This window comes from Undibacterium sp. WLX3042 (assembly GCF_049544825.1).
Lineage (GTDB): Bacteria > Pseudomonadota > Gammaproteobacteria > Burkholderiales > Burkholderiaceae_D > Undibacterium.
In genome coordinates this window covers 2914557-2928766 of sequence record NZ_CP186698.1, presented here as the reverse complement: position 1 = coordinate 2928766, position 14210 = coordinate 2914557, and the positions used below count along the sequence as shown (strand labels likewise).

Below are 14210 nucleotides of genomic sequence, written 5' to 3'. Positions count from 1 at the left end.
ACGGTCTGATCTTACGCCACACATCGCATGCAACTGACTGCTGTTGGACTCAACCATACGACTGCGCCGCTCTCGCTGCGCGAAAAAGTCGCCTTCTCGCCTGAACAGATAGGTCAGGCGGTGGCGGCTGCACGTGCGTGGTTCGGCAATAACGCAGCAGATACCACGCATTCGTATGGCAATGAAGCCGCGATTTTATCGACCTGCAACCGCACAGAGTTGTATGCGGCGTGTGCCGCAAGCAATCCGGTCGATGCTACTGCCCATTTTCTGGCAGATTTTCATCACTTGCCTTACGCCGATTTACGTCCGCATCTCTATACCCTGCCGCAGGATAACGCCGTCCGCCATGCATTCCGCGTTGCTTCCGGCCTGGATTCCATGGTGCTGGGCGAGCCGCAAATTCTGGGGCAGATGAAAGATGCAGTACGTCAGGCCGAAGCAGCAGGTGGTCTTGGCACCTATCTGCATCAAATGTTTCAACGTACTTTTGCGGTCGCCAAAGAAGTTCGCAGCACCACGGAAATCGGTGCGCACAGCGTGTCTATGGCGGCGGCAGCAGTCCGTTTATCGCAGCGTATTTTCGACAAAATTTCTGATCAGCACCTGCTGTTTATCGGTGCAGGTGAAATGATAGAACTCTGTGCCACGCATTTCGCGGCACAAAACCCGAAATCCCTGACCATTGCCAATCGTACGCTCGAACGCGGCGAAGCGCTGGCGCACCGCTTCAATGGTAAAGCAATCCGTCTTGCCGATTTACCGCAGCAATTGGCACAATTCGATATCATCGTCTCGTGTACTGCATCGTCGCTGCCTATCATAGGATTAGGACTAGTTGAGCGTGTTGTCAAAGCACGCAAACATCGTCCTGTATTCATGGTCGATCTGGCAGTGCCGCGCGATATTGAACCGGAAGTTGGCAAACTCGACGACGTTTTCCTCTACACGGTAGATGATCTCGGCAGTGTCGTGCAGACCGGTATAGAAAGTCGTCAGGCAGCCGTGGCGCAGGCAGAGGCCATTATCGAAACCCGGGTGCAATCCTTTATGCACTGGATCGATGGTCGTGCAGTGGTACCCGTCATTCAGGATCTGCATGAAAGCAGCGAGCAACTTCGCCTGATGGAACTTGAACGTGCACGCAAAATGCTGGCGCGCGGTGAAGATATCGACGCCGTGCTCGAAGCACTGTCCAAAGGTATTACGGCCAAATTCCTGCATGGCCCGCAACAGGCATTGCATCAGGCCAGCGGTGATGAGCGCGCGCGTCTGGCAAGTCTGTTGCCACAATTATTCCGCACCAAACGTTAGCGGATTTAGTTTTTCTCCCGGATGCAGAATTCCTGCATCATCCTGACGGGTACTGTTTTCAAATCTGCAGCAGTTCCCTCCTGATTCACCTACTTTGCTTTCCGTATGAAACCATCAATGCTCGCCAAGCTGGATCAGCTGGCTGAACGCCTCGACGAAATCGGACACCTGCTGATGCAGGAAGGCGCTACCAATGACATGGACAATTACCGCAAACTCAATCGTGAGCACGCAGAACTGGATCCGGTCGTTACTCTCTACAAAAACTATCAACAGGCACAATCCGATCTGGACGAAGCACAGGAAATGCTGAACGATCCGGACATGAAAGCGTTTGCTCAGGATGAAATAGAAGCCGCAAAAGAAAAGATGCAGACACTGGAATCTGATCTGCAAAAAATGCTGCTGCCAAAAGACCCTAATGATGAACGTAATATTCTGCTGGAGATCCGTGCCGGTACCGGCGGTGATGAAGCAGCCTTGTTTGCCGGTGATTTGCTGCGCATGTATACCCGCTTCGCTGAACGTAACCGCTGGCAAGTAGAGATGATGTCGGAGTCGCCTTCTGAGCTCGGCGGCTATAAAGAAGTGATCGTGCGTATCGCCGGTCAGGGTGCGTATTCCAAGCTGAAATTTGAATCCGGCGGACATCGTGTGCAACGCGTCCCGGCGACTGAAACGCAAGGCCGCATTCATACGTCCGCCTGCACCGTCGCAGTGATGCCGGAAGCCGATGAACTCGCCGATGTGGTCATCAACAATGCCGACCTGCGCATCGATACCTTCCGCGCCAGTGGTGCGGGCGGGCAGCACATTAATAAAACCGATTCCGCGGTGCGCCTGACGCATATTCCTACCGGTATCGTGGTCGAATGTCAGGATGGCCGTAGTCAGCATCAGAATAAGGCGCAGGCGATGCGGGTGCTGGCCACCAGGATCATGGATGGTCAGTTAAGAGAAAAGCAGGCCAAAGAGGCAGCAACCCGCAAGAGCCTGATCGGTTCCGGCGACCGCAGTGAGCGCATACGCACTTACAATTATCCGCAAGGCCGCATGACCGATCACCGCATTAATCTGACTTTATATAAACTCGATTTCATTATGGATGGTGATCTGACCGAGCTGAGCAATGCCCTGATCGCAGAACATCAGGCTGAGCTTCTTGCGGAACTCGGCGACGATTAAACCATCCAAGTCATTGCCTGCACCGCCAGCATGCCACACTATTTGGTTTCGTATAAACATGAGGCTTCAAATAGCGTGTAAGCTGGCATCCGCTTTCATTTTACGAATGACCTACATGCGTTCCTCTAAATTCGTCTTACTCTGCATCTCTGTCACTTGCCTGTTACTGATAGCGGTTGCCCTCTATCTGCAGATCGTTGAACTGATGCTGCCTTGTCCCTTATGCGTCTTCCAGCGTTATGCGTTTCTGGCGATCGCCCTGTTCAGTCTGATTGCCGCTTTTCTTCCTGCCGGTGCGCGCCGTTATGGCATCGCACTGGCTGGTTTATCAGCATTTGGCGGTATCGGCATCGCAGGCAAACATCTGTATGTCTTGTCGAATCCCACGCTTTCCTGTGGCATCGATCCTCTGGAAACCGGGCTCAACAAAATCTTCTTGTCGGAATGGTTCCCGATTCTGTTCCGTGCAGATGGTTTGTGCGAAACACCTTATCCGCCTATCCTGGGTCTGTCGATTCCAACCTGGGCCATGGTCTGGTTTGTTATTTTCAGTCTCACGCTGATCGTGCTGTTCTTTCAAAAACAAAGAGCAAGCATCTTCGGAAAGCACCACTGATGACAGAAGGCCAGCCGCTCAGCATTGCTGATCATGAGCGTTTGTCGCCGCTGGACAAGCTGGAAACACGGATGTTGCTCATGCATGTGACTGGCTTTACCCGCATACAGCTGATTACCCGCTCGGACTATCAGCTCAGCGCGCAACAAACGCAGCAGTTTACAGAATTACAACAACGTCGTTTCGCTGGCGAGCCCATTGCGTATCTGACTGGTGAACGTGAATTTTTCGGTCTGCCTTTTTACACCTCACCGGCGGTACTGATTCCACGGCCCGATACAGAATTACTGGTGGAACTCAGTTTGCAATTCGCGCCGCAAAACTCCGCCTTACTTGATCTTGGCACAGGTTCCGGTGCGATTGCGATTGCGATTGCCCACGAACGTGAGGATCTGGATGTCTGCGCCGTCGATATCAGCACTGAGGCACTTGCGATCGCAAACAAAAATGCCACACGTTTTCTGTCACCGGATCGCCTGCAATTACTGCACAGCGACTGGTACAGCGGGCTTACAGGAAGAGTATTTCAGACCATCGTCAGCAACCCCCCCTATATTGTCAAAGATGACCCGCATCTGACTCAGGGCGATCTGCGCTTTGAACCCATCAACGCCCTGACCGATCACGCTGACGGCCTGAGTGCTTACCGCCATATCATCGGTCAATCGCATGAACATCTTGCGCAACAAGGCTGGCTGCTGATGGAACATGGTTATCATCAGGCTGAAGATGTGCGCGCCTTGTTAAAAGCAGCGAATTACACGCAAGTACAAAGCTGGCGCGACCTCGCTGGCATAGAACGTGTCACAGGCGGACAACGCCGCTGACGCACAAAGAATTTTTATGCACATTACGACAGATAAAACCGCACTCGATGTTGCGCTGATACACGATTTCTTATCCACGACCTCACCGTGGGCGCAAGGGATTCCGCTGGAAACGGTACAACGCTCAATTGAACATTCCCTGTGCTTTGGCGGATTTATCGATGGCAGACAGATCGCGTTTGCAAGGGTGGTTACAGATCGTGCGACATTCGCCTATCTGATGGATGTGTTTGTGTTACCGGATTATCGTGGACGTGGATACAGCCGCAGTCTGATTGAGTCCGTTCAGAACCATCCCGAACTGCAAAACATACGCCGTTTCTTGCTGGTCAGCAGTTCAGCACGTGGCCTGTACGAAAAATTTGGTTTCCGCTCACCGGTAAAACCCGAAGCGTTTATGGAAATTCACCGGCCCGATATTTATCGCTGATATTGATCGTTAACATTGAGCGACGAAAAAAAAACGATGCTGTTCAAGGCATCGTTTTTTTACTCAAGTTAACGCTGTTATGCGCACGGTGTCCGGGGGATAACGGCATTCGCTACTTTTTTTCGCTTCTTTTGCTGCCTTTTTTTCTTCAGGAGTGGATGAGGCCTGCTTCTTGGTGTCTTTATTGATCTTGGTAACTTTGCTCATGATCTGACTCCGGGTAAGCACCCGCGTATGCAAGTGAAGATTCAGTATAGGCCATCATGACCACGCACGTTGCATATTTCATGCATGGCGCGGCTACAATCGCTGCAAAGCATCTGCGCCATAAAGAAACATTATTTCCGGGGATCGGGAAGAACCGGCTCAGCAGAACCAAAATACCTTAAATACGAAATCCATATTTCGTCAATGCGCTCATCGTAAAGCCGCAACTGGCACTCGGCAGAATCGCGTATCCGGGCAGTACCTTGCTCACGGCTGTACAGATAGTCGCAATGCTTTCGCAGATACTGCTCCCACAGCTGCTGTGATTCAGCCAATTCCTCGGCGTTGCCGCCGTATATTTTTATATCCTGCTTCTGCGCTGCCAGATAGTATTTTTTAAACTGCGCCTCTTTCAAATCAAGCTGATGACTGAAGCACTCAGCCTCTGCCTGATAACCTGTCATATCAACGCAGACAGGGGCATATCGATCTGCACCAGCGGCATTCGCGGCATTACCAACATTTGCGGCAAGCGCAAAAATAGCGGCGAAGAACAGCTGCGCAAACGGTTTATGTTTCATCATTCAATCACCTGTTCAAAAAAATTCAGACAGACATTTCCGACAACACGGCGCATAAAATAAACATCTCGCGCAGATCAGCGATGCGACCGGCAAGGTACTCAGTAACGGCACCAGTCTGTCATTTGGCATAAAATATACTCCCCGGAGTATATTTTAAAGCCCTTATTTCATAAGGAGATGATGGCATTTTTTGCTTATACTCCCCTAAAAATGCCATTTATCGCAACAATTTCACACAAGATATTACGCAGTTTCGCGGATGGAACTGACATAAAAAAACCAGCATTGCTGCTGGCTTTTCTATAGTTAAAACAGCGATGGCTGATTAACGATACACCGTCACTGGTTCCGTATTTTGTACTGGCACTGCAGGTACCACTGGCTGACCATTGGCATTCGCCGGACGGTTCGCGCCGCGTGGCAAACCGAACTGCACCATCAGCTCGTTATAGGCAGCATCTGCCAGACTGCGTGACGTTTCCTGCATGACCTTACCGCGATTGAAGACAACACGATCACCGGCACGGCTGATGATTTTGGTATCAACACCGGAACCACTCGCGCTGAACGCCGCTTTGACTTCATAGGTTTTGGTATTAATCAGGCTGAAATCGGCCACCAGATCGAGTGACAGGCTGGCTGTCATCGAATTCCCGTATTGCAGTTGATTGCTTTCCTGACGGAACTGGATATTGCTGACTGTGCCGAACAACACATAATCCGCGCCGGGATACATGCCTTGTTTGATGCGACCGATGATGTCGTAAATTTTTTCCATCGGTTTCCCAACATACGGACGCGCCTGAATCAGATGCACACCACCGCCTTTGATCATCGCGCCTTTCAAATCGGCCGTGTAGGTTTTCAGTTCGCCACGATCGATATAGGTATAAAAACCTTCCGCTTCGTAGTAATTGCTTTCGCTCTTGGCATCGATTTTGCCGCGTTGTGAATAGCTGCGATCGGTTTCGCGTTCGCTGTAGCTACCTTTGACGCTGCTTTTGCTGCTGGCAGAAACGACACGGAAATACTCGCTGACTTTTTCTTCGTAAGTCAGATCGGTCACGGCAATTTTCGGTTCTGCTGCCAGCGCGCTGCATGCTGCTGCGGAGCAGAAAACGCCTGCCAGAATTTTTTTCATATTCAACATCTTACGTCCTTCAGGAGCCGGTTAAAAACCGGTTAAAGATTGATCAGGGCTGATTATTTTTTCGATGTTTTACGGATTTCTTTTTCATCCTGCCATTCGATGGAACCATCTTCGATGTCATACAGTTTCAGGGTCATCTTGTAGAACACATCTTTGGTTGTGGCGTTTTGTTTGACGATAGAAACGATTTCACCTTCGAGTGAATATTTCGCTGCCGTCATGTTGCCCACTTTTGCTTTGCCCTGGGATTTGTACAGGCCACTTTGATTCTGACGTTGCAGTTCGTCCACGCCCTGCTGCATTTCATCAGCGCTACGGGTGAACTTCACTTTTTTACTTTTCACCAGCGCAGTCTGAATACTGTTCATGATCGATTTAGTGTCGATGTATTCGCTGGTTTTATTCCGCACGCCAGCCAGTGTCAGTGTCGGACGATTTGCCAGTGCCGGGTCTTCGAGCAGAGAACCGACCATTTTTTCTGCGATCATTTGCAGATCAGTTGAACCGAATTCATTGGTCACCGTTTCCACTGCTTTGTTATCGCCATAGCTGACCTGACGCGCGAGGCTGACGGTTGGCTGCGATAATTTTGTCTGGCAGGCGGACAACGACGTCACCGCCAGAATCATCAGGCACAAAGTAGAGGATAAAGAGGAAATGCGTTTCATAATAACTCCGTAGTTCTGTACAATTTTTTAAAACAAATCTGTGATTAACGAGGCTCAGCGCTCATTTCGATTTTGAAATCTGCCGCTTGCGGGCCATAAGCTGTGCCTTTGACAAGCTGGCTTTGCTTGCCCAGTATCATTAATGGTTTCCAGACCTCGCCATCGCCGACCTGCATACCGGCCGCATCTGTCCAGCGGAAACGGTAATAGACACGTACATCTTTCGCTGTGGTGTTATACATTTCCGCCTGCACCACCAGTACATCATTACGACGCTGGCTGCGCAGATCGGTCACCTGCACACCTTCGAGAGTGCCACGCACCATTAATTTCGCCGCAATGCCAGGCGACACCGCATTCGGTACATCTTCCGCCATCACAGGTGCAGCAAAACAGGCGGCGACGACAGCCGTGCAAACAGCAATTTTTTTAGACATCATGGATGATTTTTCCTTAGTAACTTCGTACATCAACTTTGTACCTCAATAAGACCAGCGGGATTTTTTCGTCCCCGCCACTTTTACTCAGTTTGAACCTGCAGCTGCGCCGTTGGTTGCCACTGGTTTCACAGGTTTCTGCGGCTTTTTATTAGCAGGTTTGGCTGGTGCAGTTTTCACGGCAGGCGTTTCCGCCGCGATTTGCGCCGCTGGCGTCACGCTACCGAATTTCGCCAGATCGCCGACATAGGTTTTGTTCGGATACAAACGTACCGGCACCACCATGTAACGGCCATCAATATTCAGCTTGGTGCTTTCGCCAGGACGGCCGGAAAAATTCACTTCATATTCGCCCGGCGCTAAAAACGCCCGCGCAATAAAGACGCGCTCTGGCAAACTGCGCCACATGCGGTCATCTGCCGGGCCTTCGGTGGCGACCACTGCAATATTGGCGGCCAGACCGGCAAGTGCGCCGAAATTTTTATTGACCTGATCCTGCACCACGCCTTTGGTAATCGCACGGATCGCAGCGCGGGTGTAGATGCCCGGCATTTCATCTTTCAAGGCACGGCGTGCCATGACGTTGAAGTCAGTGATCAATGCAGTAGGCAAAGATTGATTGGCAATATTCACCGAACGGATTACTGCCGCTTCTTTATCCGGCTGAATCACAGGGAAAGTCAGCGACACGGTCACCAGACCACGCGACGTTGGCAATGGCAACGCAAATTTCTGCGACTGACGTGCCGGCGCATTGCCGGTTTCGATGATAAACAGAACATCCGTCACGCCTTTTTTACGGCGGAAACTGGTACGCTGATCCAGCCCTTTCAGACCATCTTCCAGCACCGGCAAATCAGGACGCAATTCGATCGCCTTGCGATAGCCCGGTGCGGCCAGACCCGGTTCATTCAGGGCTTCGTATACAAAACCCGCCAGATAATGACTCAGCGCATTCTGATAACCATTTTTCAGTTTCAGCACTTCGGGATCATTCAGCGTTTCAACCGGATAGCCGTTGATTTCCTTGTTCGTGGTGGCGACGCCTTTTTCTTTCGCTTCTTTTTCGGCTTCCAGCGTTTCTTTAGAACGGAATTCAGCAATCACGGCTTCACGTTCGTGAGTACGTTTGATATCGACTCGGGCAGTATCCAGATCGCCCAGATTGATGCGATCCATCGCCATACGTACGGTCAGCATCACTTTTTCGTAATCCTGCCCTTCGTAATCACGGCTGGCGTCACCCATGATGGTGGCGCCGATCTGGCTCATCAGTTTTTGTGGATTGGTTTTAGCGTTTTCTTCCCACTCTTTGACCTTGGTGTCGGCAATCGTCAGTGCATTCAAGCTGTCCTGGTAGCGTTTACCGATACGCATCAGTTCGCCTTTTTCGAGGTTCAGCAATAAATCATTCTGATTTTTGCCTTGCGTCTGTTCTTCCACCTGGCGAATCGCATCCTCGATCTGCCCGGTTTTGACAACTGCAAGTGAGTTAGAGACTTTGCTGTCGTGGGTCTGCGTTGTGACGCAACCAGTGAGAACCAGAGCAGCAACCAAAGGAGTAAGCGAGAATGATGAGAGGCGCATTGAGCTTATTTATTGTGGTTTGAAAAAAGGGGTAAGCACTGCCAGAGCCACGCACCCTTTTTTGCAAACAATACCGTACAAGCAGATAAAGTACGATACATGTTGCACAATAAAAGTGCATCAACAAGGCGAAAGCAAGAAATTATAAAGAGCACATTTGTTTTTGTAATGCTTAAATTTGTTAGCAAAACATACAAAACAACACTTTTTCAAAATTATTATTTTTGCAGTAAATAAACTTTGCTTTTAATTAAACTCCATCACCAGAACCTGGCCTCATGATTCCGTTCATCCAGCAGCCACTGATCCAGTTGCCACATAAAATCCGGCAGATAATTTTTATCCGGACTGCGCAAACCATGATCTGCAGCGGGATACATGCGCAATTGCAAATCGCTGCGACCCGCGTCGCTGAACGCTTTTCTCAAGGCGCTGGCCTCGCCCGGCGGGATTAAAGTATCCGCCTCTCCGATACCGGCAAAAACCGGCAAGCGCGCGGCGAGCAGATTGCGTGTCTGATCGATACCCGCGATTTCCGACCAGTAACGCCAGCTGCGCCCGTGTATGCGCACCTGCTCAGGGTCGGCCGGGGAACTTGCCAGTGCGCGGGATAAAACGTCCCAGCCCTGCTGCATATGCGGATAGATGCCAGCGAGTGCGCGGTAAGTCGGAATCGCGCTGTTTCCTGCATTCGCCAACAAGGCCAGATGCGTGATTTGCGGCAGATCGCGCGCCAGCAAAGGCACCAGTTCAGCGCCCTCGGAAATGCCCAGCAAAATCACGCGGCGTGGTTGCATGCCTTGTTGTTTGAATTGGCGCAACTGGGCTTTTATGAATGCCTGTTGATCGGCACGCCATTGGCTCAGATGATCGGCGCGGATAAATGCCTCGCTGCAGACGTCGCCGCTGTCCTCGGCACGGATATGACGCTTCAGCAAAACATGGATACGGGTCAGCCCGGATTCGCCTTCCCATCCGGTGAAATACTGCGGCAAATATCGCCCCATGCTGCCGCAACCGGCACCGGCCACGACGAACAGCAGATTCACCGGGGAAACCATTGCAGCAGTATCGCTTTGCCACGGCTGTTTATCCCATTGATAAAACAGGGCGTTGCCACCATCGGCAAAAGTGAACGTGGCGGGCTGTAATTTCATGTTCGCCTTTACTGCCGGAGTCGCAGCATAGGCTGATGCAGGTCCCGCAGTTTCAGCAGTGGCAGCAGCAGTAGCAATTGCCGGTGCCGCCAGCGCGAAGCACATCAGAAACGCCAGCAACACCGCCGCCGCGGCCAGCCGCGCAGCGGCGTGTCTGCTCTGCCTGCGGAGATAGCCACGGCTGCGAAGGCTGCAATACTCAAATTTCATCCTGAAAATACTCCCCCCAGTATATGTAAACACCCTTTATTTCATTGAGAGAATAAGCGTAAATCGCCATATACTCCCCTCTTCTCCCCTTTTTTACTTCCTGAGCGGCATTTTTGCGCCGCTGCCGGCCTGTATTTTCTACAGATCGCCGTCATCACACCGCGCTCCCCGGCCGACTATTAACCGCAGTCAGAACGACTGTCAAGACTGGCGCAACGCTGCAAATTGCGTATCATCTGCGCCTTCATTGCTTTTTTAATGTCTGGATTCTGGATTTATGCTGCCTTCGATTGAACAAAGACTCGCCGTAGAACTCGCCGCCAAACCGGTACAGGTGGCCGCTGCTGTTGCCTTGCTGGATGAAGGCGCGACCGTACCGTTTATCGCCCGTTACCGTAAAGAAGTTACCGGCGGCCTCGATGATACGCAATTGCGTCTGCTCGAAGAACGTCTGCGTTATCTGCGCGAACTCGAAGACCGCCGCGCCGCGATCATCGCCTCGATTGATGAACAAGGCAAGATGACACCGTCATTGCTTGATGCGATTACCCACGCCGAAGACAAAACCCGTCTCGAAGATTTATATCTGCCGTACAAACCGAAACGCCGCACCAAAGCGCAGATCGCCGTCGAAGCAGGTTTGTTGCCGCTGGCCGATGCCTTGCTGGCCGACCCGACGCTGACGCCGGAAACCGAAGCAGAAAAATATCTGAAACCCGCCTTCAGCACAGACAACGGCGACAACCCCGGCGTACCTGACACCAAAGCCGCGCTCGATGGCGCACGCCAGATTCTGATGGAACGCTTTGCCGAAGATGCGAGCCTGTTGCAGGCGCTGCGCGAATATCTGAACGACCACGGCATCGTCGAATCCAAAGTCGTCGCAGGCAAAGAAGATGCCGGTGAAAAATTTGCCGATTATTTCGATTACTCAGAAACCCTGGGCACGATTCCATCGCACCGCGCGCTGGCCTTGTTCCGTGGCCGCCGCGAAGAAATGCTGACGGTCACTTTACGGCTCGACAGCGAAGAAGAAAAACCAAAATGGGATGCGCCGCTGAACCCGTGTGAAAGCCGCATTGCCGCCCATTTTGGCGTCAGTCAGAAGGGTCGTCCGGCCGATAAATGGCTGGCCGATACTGTACGCTGGGCATGGCGCGTCAAAGTCTTCATGCATCTGGAAACCGAGCTCATGGGCAAGCTGCGTGAAAATGCAGAAATCGAAGCCATCAACGTGTTTGCGCGCAACCTCAAAGATTTATTGCTGGCCGCACCAGCCGGCCCGCGCGCCACGATGGGTCTCGATCCTGGCTTGCGTACCGGCGTCAAAGTTGCGATTGTCGATGCGACCGGCAAAGTCATGGAACACGCCACGATTTACCCACATCAGCCGCGTAACGATTGGGATGGTTCGCTGCATACGCTAGCGACACTCGCTGAAAAATATCAGGTGTCATTAATCTCGATTGGTAACGGCACCGCCTCACGCGAAACCGACAAACTGGCGCAGGATTTAATCAAACTCAAACCAGAACTCAAGCTGACGAAAATCGTGGTCTCCGAAGCCGGTGCGTCGGTATATTCCGCCTCAGAATTCGCCTCTAAAGAATTGCCGGATCTGGATGTGTCCATCCGTGGCGCGGTCTCGATTGCACGTCGTTTGCAAGACCCGCTGGCGGAGCTGGTGAAGATCGATCCGAAATCCATCGGCGTTGGCCAGTATCAGCATGATGTCAGCCAGACCCAGCTCGCACGCTCGCTCGATGCGGTGGTCGAAGACTGCGTGAATGCGGTCGGTGTTGATGTCAATACCGCGTCTGCGCCTTTGCTGGCGCGGGTGTCCGGCTTGTCGGCCAGCGTCGCGCAAAGCATCGTCAATTTCCGCGATGCCAAAGGCATGTTCAGTTCACGCGCCGATCTGCGCGCAGTACCGCGCCTCGGTGACAAAACATTTGAACAAGCCGCCGGATTTTTGCGTGTGATGAATGGCAGCAATCCGCTCGATGCATCCGCAGTGCACCCTGAATCGTATCCACTGGTCGAAAAAATTCTGGCCGATATCAAGAAAGATGTGAAAGGCGTGATCGGCGACAGCGGCTTATTGAAATCGCTGAACCCCGCCAAATACGCCGATGACAAATTCGGTGTACCGACCATCACCGACATCATCAAAGAGCTGGAAAAACCGGGCCGCGATCCGCGCCCTGAATTCACCACAGCCACCTTTAAAGACGGCGTGGAAGACATCAAAGATTTGCAGCCCGATATGATTTTAGAAGGCGTCGTCACCAACGTGGCCGCGTTTGGCGCGTTTGTCGATATCGGTGTGCATCAGGACGGTCTGGTGCATATTTCCGCACTGTCGAACACCTTTGTCAAAGACCCGCACACCGTCGTCAAAGCCGGTCAGGTGGTCAAAGTCAAAGTCATGGAAGTCGATGTCAAACGCCAGCGTATCGCCCTCACCATGCGCCTCACCGACAGCGCACCACAACCCGGCAGCAAACCGGAACAACGCGGCGACCGCAACGACGCCAAACGCCTAGGCCAGCACCAGCAACAACGCAAACAAGAAGCCGCCCCGGCAGGAAACGCGATGGCAGCAGCGTTTGCGAAATTACGCGGTTGAGATTAAAGAAGCCACAAAAAATACAGCAGCAACGTTCAAAGCGCCCCGGTTTTTACCGGGGTGTTTTTTTGTGCGCAATGCTGGTTGTTTGCGCTTGTGACTTACTGCATCGTTGCTGCTCGGACTTATACCGCAAGCGTTCTCGCACCTAATCCAATCAATACGGTTTTAGCGATACCAGCGAAGTAATGTTTCCCCCCCGTTCGCTTAAACGTGTTATATGCTCAACATAAGCAAAGACAACAAGGCTGTATGAGGCTTTCAAGGGATTTAAAGAAAATTGTCTTTTTGAACATTTCGAGTTAAGCTACATTTTTGTCAAATTAAATAAAAATTAATTCAGAAGTGAGGCTTCATTGTCAGTCCGCTCTGCTCAAATATGGGATAAGGATGCGTTCATCAAGAACTATCAAATATCTCTTAGTATCTTTATTTTGCTAATGCTGTTAACCGATCTATCGATCGCTGGCGGAAAGGGTATGAGCCGTGGAACAGTTGCCGTCCGGGGATACGTGCGTAAAGACGGAACTTATGTACAACCTCACCAACGAACAGCACCCGACGGGAGCATTCAAAACAATTGGAGCACATACGGCAACTACAATCCGTACACCGGCGAAGAAGGAAGAGTTTTAACACCGCCAAGCGGCCCCGTTGGTTCAGACAGTTCCTCATATAGATCCTCTGCTTACCTCCCTTCGCTGCCACCTGTTGCTCCCAGCGTAGAGCGCGCAACACTGAAATCCGGCAGCTCCTTGTATCCCAGGTCAACCCTCGCTATTCCTTCGCAGCCCAATGTAACTCCTTCGCAATCAAACAACGTACTACCGGACAATCAACATTCAAGACCTTTCACCCTTAACTCGCAGCCTATCTCACGCCAGTCAACCTACATCGAACAACAAAAGCAGCGCGACGAAGAGCGGTCGCAATTCTGGGCAAAGCAGGGTTACTCATTTAATCCCGCATATATGACTGCGTACTCCATGGATCAAAAAGTCAAGGACATTGAGCGCGCAGAGTTTTGGCGGTCAAAAGGCTACAGCTTCAATCCAGAGTACATGACCGCTTATTCAATGGACCAAAAGGTGCGAAACATTGAGCGTGCGCGCTATTGGAAAACTCCGGGTCTAAATTTCGATCCAGAATACATGACTGCCTATGCTATGGATCGCGAGGCTAGGCGTCTAGGAGTCTCGCCTCGATAGC

The 14210-nt window shown here is 51.6% G+C and carries 14 protein-coding genes; 7 read left to right on the top strand and 7 right to left on the bottom strand.

Annotation, left to right across the window (positions count from 1 at the left end):
* The first annotated feature begins 27 nt into the window (after positions 1-27).
* The 5 genes from hemA (at position 28) to ACPAOP_RS13175 (ending at position 4372) form a co-directional block, all read left to right on the top strand.
* Positions 28-1314: a glutamyl-tRNA reductase gene (gene hemA, locus ACPAOP_RS13195; protein WP_423708327.1), complete on the top strand. Its 1287-nt coding sequence runs from the start codon at positions 28-30 to the stop codon at positions 1312-1314.
* Positions 1315-1419: 105 nt separating this feature from the next.
* Positions 1420-2499 carry a peptide chain release factor 1 gene (gene prfA / locus ACPAOP_RS13190; RefSeq protein WP_423708326.1) on the top strand — a complete coding sequence of 360 codons (1080 nt, stop codon included), beginning with the start codon at positions 1420-1422 and terminating at the stop codon, positions 2497-2499.
* A 115-nt stretch (positions 2500-2614) separates the two neighbouring features.
* The gene (locus ACPAOP_RS13185; RefSeq protein WP_423708325.1) at positions 2615-3115 is read left to right on the top strand and encodes a disulfide bond formation protein B; all 501 of its coding nucleotides are present in this window, start codon (positions 2615-2617) and stop codon (positions 3113-3115) included.
* Positions 3115-3942: a peptide chain release factor N(5)-glutamine methyltransferase gene (gene prmC, locus ACPAOP_RS13180; protein WP_423679640.1), complete on the top strand. Its 828-nt coding sequence runs from the start codon at positions 3115-3117 to the stop codon at positions 3940-3942. Before ACPAOP_RS13185 ends, prmC begins: the two co-directional genes overlap by 1 nt.
* A gap of 16 nt (positions 3943-3958) precedes the next feature.
* Positions 3959-4372: a GNAT family N-acetyltransferase gene (locus tag ACPAOP_RS13175; RefSeq protein WP_423708324.1), complete on the top strand. Its 414-nt coding sequence runs from the start codon at positions 3959-3961 to the stop codon at positions 4370-4372.
* Positions 4373-4435: 63 nt separating this feature from the next.
* On the opposite strand, the gene ACPAOP_RS13170 is transcribed toward ACPAOP_RS13175, so the two are convergent.
* From ACPAOP_RS13170 to ACPAOP_RS13140, 7 genes are all read right to left on the bottom strand, one after another.
* The gene (locus tag ACPAOP_RS13170; RefSeq protein ID WP_423708323.1) at positions 4436-4579 is read right to left on the bottom strand and encodes a hypothetical protein; all 144 of its coding nucleotides are present in this window, start codon (positions 4577-4579) and stop codon (positions 4436-4438) included.
* A 131-nt stretch (positions 4580-4710) separates the two neighbouring features.
* Positions 4711-5163, bottom strand: coding sequence for a lysozyme inhibitor LprI family protein (locus tag ACPAOP_RS13165; protein ID WP_423708322.1), 453 nt, complete (start codon positions 5161-5163; stop codon positions 4711-4713).
* A gap of 325 nt (positions 5164-5488) precedes the next feature.
* Entirely contained in the window at positions 5489-6313 is an 825-nt protein-coding gene (locus ACPAOP_RS13160; RefSeq protein ID WP_186884538.1) for a penicillin-binding protein activator LpoB, read from the bottom strand.
* A 53-nt stretch (positions 6314-6366) separates the two neighbouring features.
* Positions 6367-6981 (bottom strand): penicillin-binding protein activator LpoB, encoded by a 615-nt coding sequence (lpoB, locus tag ACPAOP_RS13155; protein WP_423679636.1) that lies wholly within the window; start codon positions 6979-6981, stop codon positions 6367-6369.
* Positions 6982-7025: 44 nt separating this feature from the next.
* On the bottom strand, positions 7026-7421 hold the full coding sequence (locus tag ACPAOP_RS13150) for a YcfL family protein (protein WP_423708321.1): 396 nt from the start codon (positions 7419-7421) through the stop codon (positions 7026-7028).
* A gap of 84 nt (positions 7422-7505) precedes the next feature.
* Positions 7506-9005, bottom strand: a complete 1500-nt coding sequence (locus ACPAOP_RS13145) for a COG3014 family protein (RefSeq protein WP_423679634.1) — start codon at positions 9003-9005, stop codon at positions 7506-7508.
* Between the two features lie 260 nt (positions 9006-9265).
* Positions 9266-10372: a dienelactone hydrolase family protein gene (locus ACPAOP_RS13140; protein ID WP_423708320.1), complete on the bottom strand. Its 1107-nt coding sequence runs from the start codon at positions 10370-10372 to the stop codon at positions 9266-9268.
* Between the two features lie 277 nt (positions 10373-10649).
* Between ACPAOP_RS13140 and ACPAOP_RS13135 the strand changes: the two genes are divergently transcribed.
* Both ACPAOP_RS13135 and ACPAOP_RS13130 read left to right on the top strand, forming a co-directional pair.
* Positions 10650-13001 carry a Tex family protein gene (locus ACPAOP_RS13135; protein ID WP_423708319.1) on the top strand — a complete coding sequence of 784 codons (2352 nt, stop codon included), beginning with the start codon at positions 10650-10652 and terminating at the stop codon, positions 12999-13001.
* A 356-nt stretch (positions 13002-13357) separates the two neighbouring features.
* Positions 13358-14209, top strand: coding sequence for a hypothetical protein (locus ACPAOP_RS13130; RefSeq protein ID WP_423708318.1), 852 nt, complete (start codon positions 13358-13360; stop codon positions 14207-14209).
* Position 14210: the final 1 nt, after the last annotated feature.